General features: G+C 67.6%; 13 protein-coding genes. 9 read left to right on the forward strand and 4 right to left on the reverse strand.

Annotated elements, in window-relative coordinates:
• Positions 1-666: 666 nt before the first annotated feature.
• Positions 667-1,044: a hypothetical protein gene (locus tag J0695_RS06140; RefSeq protein WP_206960809.1), complete on the reverse strand. Its 378-nt coding sequence runs from the start codon at positions 1,042-1,044 to the stop codon at positions 667-669.
• 151 nt (positions 1,045-1,195) lie between these two features.
• The gene (gene eccCa / locus J0695_RS06145; RefSeq protein ID WP_206960810.1) at positions 1,196-5,140 is read right to left on the reverse strand and encodes a type VII secretion protein EccCa; all 3,945 of its coding nucleotides are present in this window, start codon (positions 5,138-5,140) and stop codon (positions 1,196-1,198) included.
• Positions 5,141-5,407: 267 nt separating this feature from the next.
• Here eccCa and eccD point away from each other — a divergent pair, with 267 nt between their 5' ends.
• The 6 genes from eccD to J0695_RS06175 all read left to right on the forward strand — a co-directional run bounded on the left by eccD (position 5,408) and on the right by J0695_RS06175 (position 12,582).
• Positions 5,408-6,868 (forward strand): type VII secretion integral membrane protein EccD, encoded by a 1,461-nt coding sequence (eccD, locus tag J0695_RS06150; RefSeq protein WP_206960811.1) that lies wholly within the window; start codon positions 5,408-5,410, stop codon positions 6,866-6,868.
• A gap of 238 nt (positions 6,869-7,106) precedes the next feature.
• On the forward strand, positions 7,107-7,397 hold the full coding sequence (gene rpsO, locus J0695_RS06155) for a 30S ribosomal protein S15 (protein ID WP_206960812.1): 291 nt from the start codon (positions 7,107-7,109) through the stop codon (positions 7,395-7,397).
• A 287-nt stretch (positions 7,398-7,684) separates the two neighbouring features.
• Positions 7,685-9,901 carry a polyribonucleotide nucleotidyltransferase gene (locus tag J0695_RS06160; RefSeq protein ID WP_206960813.1) on the forward strand — a complete coding sequence of 739 codons (2,217 nt, stop codon included), beginning with the start codon at positions 7,685-7,687 and terminating at the stop codon, positions 9,899-9,901.
• Complete coding sequence (locus tag J0695_RS06165; protein ID WP_206960814.1) at positions 9,898-11,277, forward strand: M16 family metallopeptidase; 1,380 nt, start codon at positions 9,898-9,900, stop codon at positions 11,275-11,277. The genes J0695_RS06160 and J0695_RS06165 overlap by 4 nt, the downstream gene beginning before the upstream one ends.
• Positions 11,278-11,362: 85 nt before the next feature.
• Positions 11,363-12,118, forward strand: coding sequence for a 4-hydroxy-tetrahydrodipicolinate reductase (gene dapB / locus J0695_RS06170; RefSeq protein ID WP_206960815.1), 756 nt, complete (start codon positions 11,363-11,365; stop codon positions 12,116-12,118).
• Between the two features lie 11 nt (positions 12,119-12,129).
• Positions 12,130-12,582, forward strand: coding sequence for a tetratricopeptide repeat protein (locus J0695_RS06175; protein ID WP_206960816.1), 453 nt, complete (start codon positions 12,130-12,132; stop codon positions 12,580-12,582).
• On the opposite strand, the gene J0695_RS06180 is transcribed toward J0695_RS06175, so the two are convergent.
• Both J0695_RS06180 and J0695_RS06185 read right to left on the reverse strand, forming a co-directional pair.
• A complete protein-coding gene (locus J0695_RS06180; RefSeq protein ID WP_206960817.1) occupies positions 12,572-13,132 on the reverse strand; it encodes an SCO5741 family PH domain-containing membrane protein in 561 nt (186 codons plus the stop codon). The two genes, J0695_RS06175 and J0695_RS06180, sit on opposite strands and share 11 nt — an antisense overlap.
• 131 nt (positions 13,133-13,263) lie before the next feature.
• Positions 13,264-13,503 carry a hypothetical protein gene (locus J0695_RS06185; RefSeq protein WP_206960818.1) on the reverse strand — a complete coding sequence of 80 codons (240 nt, stop codon included), beginning with the start codon at positions 13,501-13,503 and terminating at the stop codon, positions 13,264-13,266.
• A gap of 199 nt (positions 13,504-13,702) precedes the next feature.
• Here J0695_RS06185 and thyX point away from each other — a divergent pair, with 199 nt between their 5' ends.
• The 3 genes from thyX to J0695_RS06200 all read left to right on the forward strand — a co-directional run bounded on the left by thyX (position 13,703) and on the right by J0695_RS06200 (position 17,350).
• Entirely contained in the window at positions 13,703-14,443 is a 741-nt protein-coding gene (gene thyX / locus J0695_RS06190) for an FAD-dependent thymidylate synthase (protein WP_206960819.1), read from the forward strand.
• A gap of 206 nt (positions 14,444-14,649) precedes the next feature.
• Positions 14,650-15,549: a 4-hydroxy-tetrahydrodipicolinate synthase gene (gene dapA, locus J0695_RS06195; protein WP_206960820.1), complete on the forward strand. Its 900-nt coding sequence runs from the start codon at positions 14,650-14,652 to the stop codon at positions 15,547-15,549.
• A 115-nt stretch (positions 15,550-15,664) separates the two neighbouring features.
• Positions 15,665-17,350, forward strand: coding sequence for a ribonuclease J (locus J0695_RS06200; RefSeq protein WP_206960821.1), 1,686 nt, complete (start codon positions 15,665-15,667; stop codon positions 17,348-17,350).
• The last annotated feature ends 488 nt before the right edge of the window (positions 17,351-17,838 follow it).

Consider the following 17,838-nt stretch of genomic DNA (forward strand, 5'->3'; position numbering starts at 1 on the left):
CCCCATGGGTCCCGTCCACCCGGCTGTCCACCGCGTGCCGCGCATGGTGCCCGGCCTTCTCGCCCAGGCTGTCCCGTACGCCCTCGGCCAGCGTCTGCGGCGTCTGCTTGATCGCGTCCCACGCCGCGTCCTTGCCCGCCCCCGCCGTACGGCCCAGGTTGTAGCCCTGCTGCGCACCGAAGCTGACATTCAGCGTCTGCGCGATCAGGTCGCTGATCATCGCCTCGATCGCCGAGGTCGCCGGCTCCTTGACCGCCTCGATGATCGCGTCGATCAACGCGTCCTTGAGTTCCTTGAGTATCCGCCGGACGATCATCTTGGTCGCCGCCGTGGCGCCGAGCGCACCCACCTCCGAGAGCCCGAAGGTGAAGGGAGCGGCGGCCTGTGCCGCGATGATCTCGAAGGCCAGCGCGATGAGCTGGGCGATCACCATCCACTTGCAGGTGATGACCAGGTACGCGGCCGCGTCCATCACCCCGGCGATGNNCTTCCGCCACAGCGTGGCGGACGCCATCATCTTGTCCTCGTCCGCCGTCGGCCAGTCGAAGCCGAGCATCTCGAGAACCCACTCGAGCTCGCCTGGCAGCATCATCGACACAGCAGAATTCCCCCGTCACACACGAACGAACACATCATGGGGCCGGAGCCCGTCGGCGAAGGCCGGGTCTAGAGCGCGCGGGCGGTGAACTTCGTTTCCACGCCTTTGAGCCCGTCCTCGTTCTGCTTGATCATCTCGAAGGTGGCGTCCTCGTTGAGCTCGTGCTTGACGCCCATCTCGGTCAGCGCCATGCCCACCCCGGCCAGGCGCTGCGCCAGGCTGCCCATCGACTCGTACATCCCGTCGCGGAAGCCCTCGTACACGACCCCGAACTTCTCCCCGAGATCGTCGTCGCCCCAGGGCGGCGTCCCGGTCCCCTCCAAGGCGGTGAGCCCGTCCTGGAGTTGCCCGACGGCCTCGCTGAACTTCTGCCCCACCTCGAAGAAGTGGTAGCCCTCGGTCTTCAGGACCGGTGAGTCGACCTCGATCTGCCCACTGCCCGACACGGCGTCCCCTCCCGGCTCGACTGCCCCTCAGATCCCGTCACCCTAACCGGAGTTGCACAAAGGTCCGATGCCCAGTCCCGGATTGGGGACGGACACCGGACCTTTGTGACGAGACCGTGTCAATCAAGCGGCGCTAAAAGAAGCGTCGCGGTCAGTGCCGTGCCGGCAGCCAGCCCGTCTGGACCATCTGCCCGCCCCGTCGCCGGGTGTGGAACGTACCGCGACCCGGCGGCAGTTGCTGAGGCGCCACATTGCCGAGCAGCTGACCCTCCGACTTGTCGCCGGAGAGCACGATGCCCTGTGCGCCCAGCTCCCGCATGCGCTGCATGATCGGCTCGTACAGCGAACGGCTCGCACCGCCCGAAGCACGCGCGATGATCAGACGCAGACCGACGTCCCGCGCGAACGGCAGGTACTCCAGCAGCGGCGACAGCGGGTTCTGCCCGCTCGCCACCAGGTCGTAGTCGTCGACGATCACGAAGGCGTCCGGGCTGTTGTACCAACTGCGGTTGCGCAACTGCTCCGGTGTGACGTCGGGACCCGGCATACGCCGCGCCAGCGATCCGGCGAGACCCTGGATGGTCTCCGCCAGTGCGGGCGCCGAGGCGCAGTACCTGGACAGGTGCGACTCCGGGATGCCCTCCAGATGTGCGCGCCGGTAGTCGCCCATGACGATCTTCGCCTGGTCCGGCGTGTACCGCTCGACGATCTGCTTGACCAGCAGCCGCAGCACCGCCGACTTACCCGACTCGCTCTCACCGAAGACGATGAAGTGCGGGTCGGACTCGAAGTCGATGAAGACCGGTGCGAGCGACTGCTCGTCGATGCCGAAGGCGACACCGAGCTCCGGGTGCTCGAACCCCTTGGGCAGCCGGTCCGCCTCCAGGAGCGTCGGCAGCAGCCGTACGACAGGAGCCGGAGCCCCCTGCCAGCTCTCGTTGACCGCCCTGATCAGGGCAGCCGTCGCGTCCGAAAGATCCTCGGTCTGCGAGGAGCCGTCGATCCGCGGAAGCGCGGTCATGAAGTGCAGCTTGTCGGGGCTCAGGCCGCGGCCGGACGCACCGGCCGGCACGTTCTGCGCGACCTTGCGGTCGACCTCGGACTCGGTCGGGTCACCGAGCCGCAGCTCCACACGGTTCTGCAGCATGTCCTTGAGAGCCGGACGCACCTCGGTGTACCGGCTCGCCGAGATGATCACGTGGACACCGAAGCCGAGACCGCGCATCGCGATGTCCGTGATCGACGGTTCGAGCTGCTCGTAGTCCGTCTTGAAGGTGCCCCAGCCGTCGATGATGAGGAAGACGTCGCCCCACAGCTGGTCGGGCAGCTGCCCCGAGGCCCGCCGCTGGCGGTAGGTCGTCATCGAGTCGACGTTGTTCGCGCGGAAGTACTCCTCCCGCGCGTTCAGGATCCCGGTGACCTCGCTGACCGTACGGCGGACCTTCTCGCCGTCCAGACGGTTGGCGACCCCGCCCACATGGGCGATGTCCTCCATCGAGATCAGCGAACCACCACCGAAGTCCAGGCAGTAGAACTGCACTTCGCTCGGGGTGTGCGTCAGCGCGAACGACGAGATGAGCGTACGCAGCAGCGTCGACTTGCCGGACTGCGGACCACCCACGAACAGGCCGTGGCCCTGCCCGGCCGAGAAGTCCCGGTACAGCACGTCACGCCGCTGCTCGAAGGGCTTGTCGACCAGACCGACCGGCACATTGAGCCGACCGAGCGCCGTGTACTCCGGCGCGGTGAGACCCCGCTCCGGCGTCGCCGCCAGCGCCGGCAGCAGCTGCTCCAGCGAGGGAGCCTCGTCCAGCGGCGGCAGCCACACCTGGTGGGCGGGCGGACCCTGGTTGGCCATCTTCCCGACCAGTACGTCGAGCACGGTCTCGGCCAGCGCGTCGTCCACCCGCACCGGCGCGTCAGGCTCCTCGACCACAGGCTGCGGCGGAAGCTCCACGTGCTCGGCGGTGAAGAGCGCGGGCCGCAGCCGCGTGGAGCGCTGCGCCCTCGCCGGACCCTCGCCGTGGTACGCACCCGACACGTACGCCGCCTTGAAGCGGACCATGGTGTCGGTGTCGTACCGCAGATAACCGGAACCCGGGATCGACGGCAGGTGATAGGCGTCCGGCACACCGATCGCGGTCCGCGACTCGGCGGCCGAGAAGGTACGCAGACCGATGCGGTACGACAGATACGTGTCGAGCCCGCGCAGCTTGCCCTCCTCCAGACGCTGCGAGGCGAGCAGCAGGTGCACACCCAGCGAACGCCCGATGCGCCCGATCTGGATGAACATGTCGATGAAGTCCGGCTTGGCCGTCAGCAGTTCGGAGAACTCGTCGAGCACCATGACCAGCGACGGCAGCGGCTCCAGCGGAGCACCTGCCGCACGCGCCTTCTCGTAGTCGTGGATGTTCGCGTAGTTGCCCGCCGACCGCAGCAGCTCCTGCCTGCGCTGCGTCTCACCCGTGATCGAGTCGCGCATGCGGTCGATCAGCGTGAGGTCGTCGGCGAGGTTGGTGATGACGGCCGCGGTGTGCGGCATGTCCGCCATACCGGCGAAGGTCGCACCGCCCTTGAAGTCCGCGAGGATGAAGTTCAGCGTCTCCGAGGAGTGCGTGACCGCCAGCCCGAGCACCAGGGTGCGGAGCACCTCGGACTTGCCGGAACCGGTCGCCCCGACACACAGCCCGTGCGGGCCCATGCCCTCCTGCGAGGCCTCCTTGAGGTCCAGCATGACCGGCTCGCCGCTCTCGCCGACACCGATCGGCACCCGCAGCCGCTCGTGCAGGGTGCGCGGCCGCCACGTACGCGAAACGTCGACCGCACCCGCGTCACCGATGCCCATGAGGTCGGTGAAGTCCAGGTTGGAGAGGAGCGGTTCGCCCTCTTCGGCGGTTCCCACGCGGTACGGGGCGAGCTGCCTGGCCAGCGCCTCGGCCTGCTGCAGGCTGAGCACGTCCGGCTTCCCGCTGTACGCCGACTGGCGCCCCACGAACAGCTGCAGCGCGTTCGGCTGCAGATAAGCGGTCAGGTTGCCCCGCAGCTCGTCCTCCAGCTCGCCGGGCGCGACCTCCAGGAAGGTGACACCCTGCAGCCCCTCGGAGCTGGCGAGTTCGGAGTCGGGCGGCACCGTGCCGCCGTCGAGCACCACAAGCAGATGCGGCTGGTCGTAGACCGGCGTCGCCTCGCGGTTCCAGCGCGGCCGGTCGGCCAGCTGCTCCGCGATCGCCTCCTCCAGCTCACCGAGGTCGTCGAAGAGCAGCCGGGACGAGCCCGCGCCGTCCTTCTCCTTCGGGTGCTGGGTGTGCGGCAGCCACTTGATCCAGTCCCAGTCCGCGGCGGCGGCCGGGTGCGAGACCACGGCCACCACCAGGTCCTCGGGGGAGTGCATGGTGGTCAACTGGGCGATCACAGAACGCGCGTTGCCGTACACCGTGTCCGAGTCACCGCAGATCGCCACGTGGTAGAAGGCGCGCAGCGACACCGAGACCGGCAGGTCGGAGACCCGGCCGTGTGCGTCGAGGAAGGCCTTCATCGCCGCTGCGGTCAGCGGCTCCAGCTCCTCCTTGGGCGCGGTCTCGGGCGCGACGAGCGGCGTGGACAGCTGCTGGCTGCCGATTCCCATCCGTACGGAGGCGAAGTCGGCGTCCATCGGACGCCGCTCCCACAGCCGCTTGCCGTCGGCGGCCAGCGCCCACAACTGGTCGGGATCCGGGTGCTGGTAGACCTGCGCGCGGTACTGCAGGTCGGCGGTCTTGTGCACGTCCTTGCGGACCTGCTCCAGGTACCGGAAGTAGTCACGGCGGTCCTGGCCCATGGTCGCGCCGCCGCCCGCCCTGGACTTGACCAGCTGGGCCACGGCCATGGCGACGGTCGAGGCGGCCATGACCGACCCGACGACCTTCATATAGGCGGGTGCGCCCGGCATGAAGAAGAAGGCGACAGACCCGAACATGCCGAGCAGCGGCAGCAGGTTCATCCAGATGCTGTCGTCACCCTCCCGCGGAATCTCGGGCGGCGATTCGAGTCTGATCTCGCCGTCCGGGACGGCCGGCGGCTGGACCCGCGGCTGTCGTTTGATGATGACGACGCTCACCGATGCACTCATCCTTCGCGATTGTTACGTCTCTGCACCGACGCCCCCGTTGCGGCGACGGCATCCCGTCAGCGTCCGCCGATCCTACTGATACTCCGGGGAAGAGAGGGAAGCAGGAGGCAAGTTGAGGAGGGAGGCGGGGGATGCGATCCCTGGGGCGAACGATAGGGTGGCGCACCGCGCCGCATAAGAGGCGCGTGAGCAACCTTGCCGAACGCGTATGAATCCGAACGAAACCGTCCGTATGAAAACAGGGGGATGTACCAGGTGAGCACGGGCACATCGACCGGCTTCTGCCGGGTCACCGTCGCAGCGCCGGACAGCCGGATCGATGTGGCGCTGCCGGAAGACCTGCCGATCCAGGACATCTATCCGGAGATCATCCGCCTCTCGGGCATGGCCCAGAGCGACGGCTCGCTCGCCGGATACCACCTGGTGCGCCGCGACGGGGGCGTCCTCGACGCCAGCCGCTCGCTGGTCGAGCACCGCGTCCGCGACGGAGAGGTGCTCCTGCTGCGCCCCTTCGCGGACTCGCTCCCGCCGGCCGTCCACGACGACGTCGTCGACGCGATCGCCTCGGCGGTCAAGCAGGACAACCGCATCTGGAACGACAACCTGATGCGGGTGGCAGGACTCGTCTCCGGCGTCCTGCTCCTCACGATGCTCGGCTTCGTGCTCTGGTTCGCCGACCCCGTCCGCCACGACATGCACGGCTTCCAGGGCATCATGGCCGGCGTCTTCGCGGTCGCCCTGGCCGCACTCGCGGGCGTAAGGGCTCGGGTGTACGACGACCGGGCGGCCGCCGTCGCCCTCGGTATCGCCTCACTCCCGCAGGCCCTCATCGCGGGCTCCGGCATCCTGCCCCAGGACGCCACCGAAGGACCCGGCCGACTGCAGTTCCTGGTCGGCTGCGTCTGCGTCCTCATCTTCTCCGTCGTTCTGATCATGCTGCTCCCGCAGGGCGACGCGCCCTTCGTCGCGGCGGCCCTGGCCTCCGTGATCGGAACGCTCGCCGCGTTCTGTGCCGTACTGAGCGAGGCCGAGCCCCGTGGGATCGCCGCGGGCACCGCGATCGTCGCGCTGGCCGTCATCGGCTTCCTGCCCGGCTGGTCCGCCCGCTTCGCCAAGCTGCCGATCGGCTTCCGCTCGCCCGAGGACCTGGCCCGCGCCCGCCGCGAGGGCACCACCGAGGGCAACCTCGACTCGGTCGACATCAACCGGATCGTCGCCCAGACCAGCCGCGGCCACGAGCTCCTCCTGGGCCTCGTCGGCGGCTGCGCCATGGTGATCGTCGGCTCCGGCGGCGCCGTACTCGGCTTCAGCTCCAACAGCTGGGCCCAGTTCCTCGCCCTGGCCGTCGGCGTCGCGGCGATGCTCCGCGCCCGACTCTTCCGCTACACGGCGCAGGTCACCTGCCTGATGGTGGCCGGTGTGGCCACCCTCAGCCTGCTGGTGCTCGGCCTGGCGATCTCGCCCCCGATGGACATCATCAAGGAAATGGTGATGGGCAACCACGCCCCCGTGGACGTGCGCACCCTCTGGCTCGGCGCATCGGTCGCGGCGGGCTCGCTGCTCCTGATCGCGATCGGCCTGATCGTCCCGAGCAAGGGCCTCTCCCCCTTCTGGGGCCGCATGCTCGACATCGCGGACTCGATCGTCCTGCTCTCGCTGATCCCGCTCTGCCTGGCCGTGCTCGATGTGTACAGCAAGGTCCGCGGCGGAATCTGACCCGCGCACATCCCTGGAAGCCCGCAGCCCCACGGCTGCGGGCTTCCAGGGCGTCCGGCCCCTGGCGATCCGCAGTTCCCGCCCCTGGTACGCTGTGTAACGGCCGTTTGTGTACGCGCCTCCGGATTCATCGTCTGGAGGCTGCGCCCATCGGTCTTCGTCTGCGAGTCATGGAAGCCCCCCTGAGAACTAGACCAGGGGCACTCGTGGGCGCATGGATCCCCAAAGAGGAGTACGCGTGCCGCTCGACGCCGCTACGAAGAAGCAGATCTTTGCCGATTTCGGTCAGAAGGAGGGCGACACCGGTTCCCCCGAGGTTCAGGTCGCCATGCTTTCCCGCCGGATCTCGGACCTGACGGAGCACCTCAAGCTTCACAAGCACGACCACCACTCCCGCCGGGGTCTCCTGATCCTGGTCGGCCAGCGCCGCCGCCTTCTCCAGTACCTGGCGAAGAAGGACATCCAGCGCTTCCGTGCGCTCGTCGACCGCCTCGGCATCCGCCGTGGTGCGGCCGGCGGCGCCAAGTAAATCGCCGTGAAGGGAGCGGTTCCCACACTTAGGGGACCGCTCCCTTTGTTGTACGTCCGACCAGGAGCCGGGGCCGCCACCAGGCGAACCTGAGTAATCTGGTCGTAGCTGCACCGCACAACCGAAGAGGAGAAGCGCGCCCTCGCACCGCCGGTCCTCGGTAGTGGCCCCCGGACACATGAACCCGGGTGCTTCGATCGAAGACCGGCCCGCACCACGGGACAGCGCTTCTCCGCCACCGTCCTCCGCCATACGGGCGAGAGGACGAAGACGAGGAGAGAACGCTAGTGGAGAACGAGACCCACTACGCCGAGGCCGTTATCGACAACGGAACCTTCGGCACCCGCACCATCCGCTTCGAGACGGGCCGCCTGGCCAAGCAGGCCGCCGGCTCCGCCGTTGCGTACCTGGACGACGACACCATGGTGCTGTCGGCCACCACTGCTTCCAAGAAGCCCAAGGAAAACCTCGACTTCTTCCCCCTCACGGTGGACGTCGAGGAGCGGCAGTACGCTGCCGGCAAGATCCCGGGCTCCTTCTTCCGTCGTGAGGGCCGGCCCTCCGAGGACGCGATCCTCACCTGCCGCCTGATCGACCGCCCGCTGCGCCCCTCCTTCAAGAAGGGCCTGCGCAACGAGATCCAGATCGTCGAGACGATCATGGCGCTCAACCCCGACCACCTGTACGACGTGGTCGCGATCAACGCCGCCTCCTGCTCCACCATGCTGGCGGGCCTGCCCTTCTCGGGCCCGATCGGCGCCACCCGCGTCGCCCTGATCAAGGGCCAGTGGGTCGCGTTCCCGACGCACACCGAGCTCGAGGACGCTGTCTTCGACATGGTCGTCGCGGGCCGCGTCCTGGACGACGGCGATGTCGCGATCATGATGGTCGAGGCCGAGGCCACCGAGAAGACCATCCAGCTCGTCCAGGACGGCGCCGAGGCTCCCACCGAGGAGATCGTCGCCGCCGGTCTGGAAGCCGCGAAGCCCTTCATCAAGGCGCTCTGCAAGGCCCAGTCGGACCTCGCCTCCAAGGCTGCCAAGCCCACCGGCGAGTTCCCGGTCTTCCTGGACTACCAGGACGACGTCTTCGCCGCTCTCGAGTCGGCCGTCACCTCCGAGCTCGCCCAGGCGCTGACCATCGCCGGCAAGCAGGACCGTGAGTCCGAGCTCGACCGCGTCAAGGAGATCGCCGCCGACAAGCTGCTCCCGAAGTTCGAGGGCCGCGAGAAGGAGATCTCCGCCGCGTACCGTTCGCTGACCAAGAAGCTGGTCCGCGAGCGCGTCATCAAGGACAAGGTCCGCATCGACGGCCGTGGCGTCACGGACATCCGTACGCTCGCCGCCGAGGTCGAGGCCATCCCGCGCGTGCACGGCTCGGCGCTGTTCGAGCGTGGCGAGACCCAGATCCTGGGCGTCACCACCCTGAACATGCTCCGTATGGAGCAGCAGCTGGACACCCTCTCGCCGGTGACCCGCAAGCGCTACATGCACAACTACAACTTCCCGCCGTACTCGGTCGGCGAGACGGGCCGCGTCGGCTCCCCCAAGCGTCGCGAGATCGGCCACGGCGCGCTCGCCGAGCGCGCGATCGTGCCGGTCCTCCCGTCCCGCGAGGACTTCCCCTACGCGATCCGCCAGGTGTCCGAGGCTCTCGGCTCCAACGGCTCGACGTCCATGGGCTCGGTCTGCGCCTCCACCATGTCCCTGCTGAACGCCGGTGTGCCCCTCAAGGCCGCCGTCGCCGGTATCGCCATGGGCCTCATCTCGGAAGAGATCGACGGCAAGACGCACTACGTCGCCCTCACCGACATCCTCGGTGCCGAGGACGCGTTCGGTGACATGGACTTCAAGGTCGCCGGTACGAAGCAGTTCGTGACCGCGCTCCAGCTCGACACCAAGCTCGACGGCATCCCCGCCTCGGTCCTGGCCGCCGCGCTGAAGCAGGCCCGCGACGCCCGCCTCCACATCCTCGACGTGATGAACGAGGCGATCGACGTTCCGGACGAGATGTCCCCGAACGCGCCGCGCATCATCACGGTCAAGATCCCCGTGGACAAGATCGGTGAGGTCATCGGCCCCAAGGGCAAGATGATCAACCAGATCCAGGAGGACACCGGCGCCGACATCACGATCGAGGACGACGGCACCATCTACATCGGTGCCCAGCAGGGCTCGCAGGCCGAGGCAGCCCGCACCACGATCAACCAGATCGCCAACCCGACCATGCCGGAGGTCGGCGAGCGTTACCTGGGTACGGTCGTCAAGACCACCACCTTCGGTGCCTTCGTCTCCCTGATGCCCGGCAAGGACGGTCTGCTGCACATCTCGCAGATCCGCAAGCTCGCCGGTGGCAAGCGCGTGGAGAACGTCGAGGACGTGCTCGCGGTCGGCTCCAAGGTGCAGGTCGAGATCGGTGAGATCGACTCGCGCGGCAAGCTCTCCCTCGTTCCCGTGATCGAGGGCGAGGACGCTGACGACGCGAAGGACGACACCGACAAGTGACGTCCCGTAGCTCACGGTCGACGGCCCGCACCTCTTCGGAGGGGCGGGCCGTCGCCCGTACCCAAACACTTCTCAGGGGACGCGACGGCATCGGCCAGGTGCGTCGTACGACGCTGCCCGGCGGTCTGCGCATCGTCACCGAGACGCTCCCTTCCGTCCGCTCCGCGACCTTCGGGATCTGGGCCAACGTCGGCTCCAGGGACGAGACCCCGGCCCTGGGCGGCGCCACCCACTACCTCGAACACCTCCTCTTCAAGGGCACCGACAAGCGCAGTGCCCTCGACATCTCCTCCGCGATCGACGCGGTCGGCGGCGAGATGAACGCCTTCACGGCGAAGGAGTACACCTGCTACTACGCCCGTGTGCTCGACACCGATCTCCCCCTGGCGATCGACGTCGTCTGCGACATGCTCACGGGCTCCCTGATCCGCGCCGAGGACGTCGACGCCGAGCGCGGCGTCATCCTCGAAGAGATCGCGATGACGGAGGACGACCCGGGCGACTGCGTGCACGACCTGTTCGCGCACACCATGCTCGGCGACACCCCTCTCGGCCGGCCGGTCCTCGGCACGGTCGACACGGTCAACGCTCTCGACGCGGGCAGGATCTCCCGCTTCTACAAGAAGCACTACGACCCCACGCACCTGGTCGTCGCCGCCGCGGGCAACGTCGACCACGCCACGGTCGTACGGCAGGTCCGCAAGGCCTTCGACAAGGCCGGCGCCCTGTCCCGCACGGACGCGGTCCCGACGCCCCCGCGCGCCGGCAGCCGCACCCTGCGTACGGCGGGCCGTGTGGAGCTCCTGAACCGCAAGACGGAACAGGCCCACATCGTCCTCGGCATGCCGGGCCTCGCCCGCACCGACGACCGCCGCTGGGCGCTCGGCGTCCTCAACACGGCGCTCGGCGGAGGCATGTCGTCCCGCCTCTTCCAGGAGGTCAGGGAGAAGCGCGGGCTGGCCTACAGCGTGTACTCGTACACCTCGGGCTTCGCCGACTGCGGTCTCTTCGGCGTCTACGCGGGCTGCCGTCCGAGCCAGGTCCACGACGTCCTGAAGATCTGCCGGGACGAACTCGACCAGGTGGCCGCCAACGGCCTCACGGACGAGGAGATCCGCCGCGCGATCGGCCAGCTGTCCGGCTCCACGGTCCTGGGCCTGGAGGACACCGGCGCGCTGATGAACCGTATCGGCAAGAGCGAACTGTGCTGGGGCGAGCAGATGTCGGTCGACGACATGCTCGCCTCCATCGCGGCCGTCACCCCGGACGAGGTACGCGAGGTCGCGCGCGACGTCCTGGGCCGGCGCCCTTCCCTCTCGGTGATAGGCCCCCTGAAGGACAAGCAGGCCGACCGCCTCCACGAAGCGGTGTCTTGAGCAGCAAGCGCACCGGCGCCCCCGCGACCGTCAGGCCGCGGGGGCGCCGGCCCGCCACGACTACGGAAGCAGAGGAAACACAGGCATGAGCAACAAGCTTCGGGTGGCGGTACTCGGCGCCCAGGGCCGGATCGGTTCCGCGGCCGTACAAGCCGTGAGCGACGCCGAGGACATGGAACTGGTCGCAGCCCTGGGCCGCGGCGACACCCTTGAGACCCTCACCGCCGCCAAAGCAGAGGTCGCTGTCGACCTGACGCACCCCGACGCGGTGATGGGCAACCTCGAGTTCTGTGTACGCAACGGAATCCACGGCGTCGTCGGCACCACCGGATGGACCGACGAGCGCATCGATCAGCTGCAGTCCTGGCTCGAAGCCTCCCCGGAGACCGGTGTGCTCATCGCCCCGAACTTCTCCATCGGCGCCATGCTCACCATGCAGTTCGCCCAGCAGGCGGCCCGCTTCTTCGAGTCCGTCGAGATCATCGAACTGCACCACCCGAACAAGGCGGACGCCCCCTCGGGCACCGCGCGGCGTACGGCACAGCTGATCGCCGAGGCCCGCGACAAGGCCGGCTGCGCCCCTCAGCCCGACGCCACGACCACGTCACTGGACGGTGCCCGCGGCGCGGACGTCAACGGCGTCCCCGTCCACTCGGTACGCCTGCGCGGACTCCTGGCCCACCAGGAAGTCCTGCTCGGCGGCGAGGGCGAGACCCTCACCATCCGCCACGACTCGCTCCACCACGCCAGCTTCATGCCGGGCATCCTGCTCGGCGCCCGCCGGGTGGTGACCACTCCGGGCCTCACCATCGGCCTGGAAAACTTCCTCGACCTGGCCTGAAGACGACGGACATGCGCGCAAAGATCACGTACCTCATCACAGCAGCCGTCCTGGTCTTCTACTTCGCCCTGGTCGGCACCCGCGGCATCATGCTCATCCAGCACGGCACACTGCTCACGGTCACCTTCGGCGTGGCCGTGCTGATCCTGCCGGGGATCGGTGTCTGGTTCCTCTGGAAGAACACACAGTTCGTCCAGCGGGCAAACCGCCTCGCCGCGCAGCTGGACTCCGAAGGCGGCCTGCCCGCCGACGAGTTGGTCCGCACGCCCAGCGGCCGTATCGACCGCGACTCCGCCGACGCCGTTTTCCAGCGGCGCAAGGAGGAGACCGAGGACACCCCGGACGACTGGCGCTGCTGGTTCCGTCTGGCGGTCGCGTACCAGGACGCCAGGGACACCCCGCGCGCCCGCAAGGCGATGCAGCGCGCCATCGCGCTGCACGCCGGACGACCCGTCAGCGTGTAGCGAGCGCCCCGTACTCGTCGCTCCAGGCCTCGACCGTGTCAGTGGCACGCTCGAAGGCCTCGCCGCGCGCCAGGAAGTCCGCGCTGTGGTCGGTGAGCAGCGGCGGCATGGTCTCGCCGCCCTGCCGTACGAGAACGAGCGCCTGCCCCTGTACGGTCCGCGGCAGTCCGAGCCACCTCACCGGCTGCTGCACGGTGCGCAGCGCCTGGGCCTTGCCCCACGGCACCGTGGTGGTGAAGAAGAAGCCGACGCGACGCACTCCGTGCCTGCTCACCCAGGTGCCGACGCGCAGCAGCCGCAGCGAACTGGCGATCACCAGGGCACCGAAGCCCGCGCACACGGCCGCACCGGGGATCTCACCGGCGGCGGCGATGATCGTCGCCGCCAGCAGGATGAACGAGGCGAGCAGCAGCAGCATCGCTGCCGCGGCCACCCGCCACGGTCCTGGCCGGTAGGGACGCCGCCACTGGTCGTGGTCGTCGAACGGCAGCGCGACGTCCTCGGCGGCTGCGTCAAACGCACGGTCGGCCGTCAGGAAAGGCAGGGGCACGACTGATCCTCACTCACAAGCACGCTCGATTGGCTGTGCCCGGTGAGGCTACCGACGGGATGATCGCACGACCACCCCAGGGGGGCCGGACGAGTCGATGCCCCTGTATGTGCCCGGCGTACGTGCCCGGCTCAGCGCCCGTCGGAGGCTTCGGACTGCTGGGTGTGGGCCGGTGACTGATCGGCTGCGAGTGCAGGGAGTCCGAAGAGCAGGGAACCCACGAGTCCTGCGACGACGGTCAGTCCGACGAGGGACCTGCCGGCCAGCTGGGACACGCTGGGACGTTCTCGTGGGGGAGGGGTGACGTTACTGCGGAAGCGGTCGGCCTCGGCGACGAATGCGAATGGGACGGCTTCACGCCGGCGGAACATGAGGTGCTTCTCCTTGGAGATCGAAGGTGACTGGTTCCACATCTGGTTCCACAGTTACAGACGTTCAACACCATCATTTGGTGCCCAATTTCGACGAATTGGCCGAACTTTTCTCCTGACGGTCCGTCCGTCCATGGTTGTCAGTGGTGAGCCGTAGAGTGGGCGCCGCCCGAGCGACGTAACTGGAAGGACCCCGCCGGTGAGCGACACCCCCACTTCAGACCCCAAGCCCAGCTTCCGCAGTGATGTCACCGTGGAGTTGGTGAAGCACACCGCGAGCGACTCCGACGTGCTCTGGGCGGCTCGTGTCTCCACGGCGGGCGAGCAGTCCCTCGAAGAGATGCAGAAGGACCCGGAGCGGTCCAAGGGGCTCATCAACTACCTGATGCGGGACCGCCACGGCAGCCCCTTCGAGCACAACTCGATGACCTTCTTCATCAGCGCCCCGATCTTCGTCTTCCGCGAGTTCATGCGGCACCGCGTCGGCTGGTCGTACAACGAGGAATCGGGCCGCTACCGGGAGCTCGATCCGGTCTTCTACGTCCCTTCGGAGTCCCGCAAGCTGGTCCAGCAGGGCCGCCCCGGCAAGTACGAGTTCGTCGAAGGCACCCAGGCCCAGCAGGAACTGGTGGGCCGTGCGATGGAGGATTCCTACCGCCAGGCGTACGACGCGTACCAGGAGATGCTGGCCGCCGGCGTCGCCCGTGAGGTCGCCCGCGCGGTCCTCCCCGTCGGTCTCTTCTCGTCGATGTACGCGACGTGCAACGCGCGCTCGATGATGCACTTCCTCGGCCTGCGCACCACACACGAGCTGGCGAAGGTGCCGTCCTTCCCGCAGCGGGAGATCGCGATGGTCGGCGAGCAGATGGAGGAGCACTGGGCGAAGCTCATGCCCCTCACCCACGCGGCCTTCAACACCAACGGACGCGTCGCCCCGTAATTCTTCTGTGCCCTACGGGGGCCTGTAGGGCACAGATGTACGGGTAGGTCGCACGAAGTGTCCGTATTGCACCGTTTCGAGAAGTTCATCTAGGCTGATCAAACGGACCCGGCACTGCTTGAACCCCCGAGCAGGCAGTGCCGGGCTCCTTTGTCTCAAGGCCCCGAGGGAGCACCGCGCAGTGAGCAGCGAGTAGCGTGGTACCCATGGCTCCGATCTCCACTCCGCAGACCCCCTTCGGGCGGGTCCTCACCGCTATGGTCACGCCCTTCACGGCGGACGGCGCGCTCGACCTCGACGGCGCGCAGCGACTCGCAACCCATCTGGTGGATGCAGGCAATGACGGCCTGGTCGTCAACGGCACCACCGGCGAGTCCCCGACCACCAGCGACGCGGAGAAAAACGACCTCGTACGGGCCGTACGGGAAGCAGTCGGAGACAGTGCCCATGTCATCGCAGGCGTCGGCACCAACGACACCCGTCACAGCCTGGAGCTCGCCCGCGCCGCCGAAAAGGCAGGCGCACACGGCCTCCTCGCGGTCACCCCGTATTACAACAAGCCGCCGCAGGAGGGCCTGCTCAGGCACTTCACGGCGATCGCGGACTCCACCGACCTTCCGGTGATGCTGTACGACATCCCCGGCCGCAGCGGCGTCCCGATCAACACCGAGACGATCGTCCGCCTCGCCGAGCATCCCCGGATCGTCGCCAACAAGGACGCCAAGGGCGACCTCGGACGGGCCAGCTGGGCCATCGCCCGTTCGGGCCTGGCCTGGTACTCGGGCGACGACATGCTGAATCTCCCCCTCCTCTCGGTCGGGGCATGCGGCTTCGTCTCGGTCGTAGGGCATCTGGTCACTCCCGAGCTGCGCGCACTCCTGGAGGCTCACCTCGCGGGTGAGTTCCAGAAGGCCACAGAGATCCACCAGCACCTGCTTCCGGTCTTCACCGGCATGTTCCGCACCCAGGGCGTCATCACGACGAAGGCAGCCCTCGGGCTCCAGGGCCTGCCCGCCGGCCCGCTGCGGCTCCCGCTCGTCGAGCTCACCGCCGATGAAACGGCCCAGCTCAAGATCGATCTCGCCGCCGGCGGGGTAGAGCTTTAGTAACCGCAGACTTCACAACTGAATACGCAAGATCCCATAGACAACAGCAAGTGCACGAATGTCACGACGCGCCACGTGCCTTCAGGTACGTGGCGTGCGTGGTGAGGAGAGTCTTTTGAGTCATCCGCATCCCGAACTCGGCGCCCCGCCGAAGCTTCCCAAGAACGGCCTTCGCGTCACCCCGCTCGGCGGGCTCGGCGAGATCGGCCGCAACATGACGGTCTTCGAGTACGGAGGCCGCCTGCTGATCGTCGACTGCGGTGTGCTCTTCCCTGAGGAAGAACAGCCCGGAATCGACCTGATCCTTCCTGACTTCACCACGATCAGGGACCGCCTCGACGACGTCGAGGGGATCGTGCTCACGCACGGTCACGAGGACCACATCGGTGCCGTCCCCTATCTGCTCCGGCTGAAGCCTGATATCCCGCTGATCGGCTCCAAGCTGACTCTCGCGCTGATTGAGGCGAAGCTCCAGGAGCACCGGATCCGTCCGTATACCCTCGAAGTCACCGAGGGCCAGCGCGAGCGCATCGGTCTCTTCGACTGCGAGTTCATCGCGGTCAACCACTCCATCCCGGACGCTCTCGCGGTCGCCATCCGCACTCCGGCGGGTATGGCTGTCGTCACCGGCGACTTCAAGATGGACCAGCTCCCGCTGGACGGCCGGCTCACCGACCTGCATGCCTTCGCGAGGCTGAGCGAGGAGGGCATCGACCTCCTCCTCTCGGACTCGACGAACGCCGAGGTCCCCGGCTTCGTACCGCCCGAGCGGGACATCTCCGATGTCCTGCGGACGGTCTTCGCCAACGCCGACAAGCGCATCATCGTGGCCAGCTTCGCCAGCCATGTGCACCGCATCCAGCAGATCCTGGACGCGGCTCACGAGTACGGCAGGAGGGTCGCCTTCGTCGGCCGCTCCATGGTCCGCAACATGGGCATCGCCCGTGACCTCGGCTACCTGAAGGTGCCCGGGGGCCTGGTCGTCGACGTCAAGACCCTCGACGACCTGCCCGACCACGAGGTCGTCCTGGTCTGCACGGGTTCCCAGGGCGAGCCGATGGCCGCGCTGTCCCGGATGGCCAACCGCGACCATCAGATCCGCATCGTCCAGGGCGACACGGTGATCCTGGCCTCGTCGCTCATCCCGGGCAACGAGAACGCGGTCTACCGCGTCATCAACGGCCTGACCCGCTGGGGTGCCAACGTCATCCACAAGGGCAATGCCAAGGTCCACGTCTCGGGTCACGCCTCGGCCGGCGAGCTGTTGTACTTCTACAACATCTGCAAGCCGAAGAACCTGATGCCGGTCCACGGCGAATGGCGCCACCTGAGGGCCAACGCCGAACTGGGCGCGAAGACGGGTGTCCCCAAGGACCACATCGTCATCGCGGAGGATGGCGTGGTCGTCGACCTGGTCGACGGCAAGGCGCGGATCGTGGGCAAGGTCCAGGCGGGTTACGTCTACGTCGACGGCCTCTCGGTCGGCGATGTCACGGAGACCTCCCTGAAGGACCGCCGCATCCTCGGCGACGAGGGCATCATCTCGGTCTTCATCGTGGTCGACGCCTCCACCGGCAAGATTGTCGGCGGCCCGCACATCCAGGCCAGGGGCTCGGGCATCGACGACGCGACGTTCAACGCCGTCATCCCGAAGATCGAAGAGGCCATCAACAAGTCGGCACAGGACGGGGTGGTGGAGCCTCACCAGCTCCAGCAGCTCATCCGCCGCTCGGTCGGCAAGTGGGTCTCCGACACCTACCGCCGCCGCCCGATGATCCTTCCGGTCGTCGTCGAGGTCTGACGCACGCACGCAGGGAACAGGAGCGGGGCACCCCGATTTGCTTCGGGGTGCCCCGCTCCAGTACGTTTACATCTCCGCCTGAACGGGAAGCCGGTGCGCTTGCGCGCCTGCGACCACCCGATTCAAGGCGGGGAATTCCGACTCAGAATCTCTGATAAAGTCGGAATCGCCGGAAAGGGAAACCTGAAAGGCACCGAGGAAATCGGACACGAAAGAGTCTGATAGAGTCGGAAACGCAAGACCGAATGGGAAGCGCCCGGAGGAAAGCCACCAGAGAATATTCTGTGGGTGAGTACAAAGGAAGCGTCCGTTCCTTGAGAACTCAACAGCGTGCCAAAAGTCAACGCCAGATATGTTGATACCCCGGCCCACTTCGGTGGGTTGGTGGTTCCTTTGAAAAAGTCCTTCCCTTTGCCGGGAAGGCAACACAGCGAGGACGCAGTGAACGGTCGGCCTTATTCCGGCATGATCGTTCCGCTCTTCCGATG

It is taken from the genome of Streptomyces beijiangensis (genome assembly GCF_017315755.1).
Lineage (GTDB): Bacteria > Actinomycetota > Actinomycetes > Streptomycetales > Streptomycetaceae > Streptomyces > Streptomyces beijiangensis.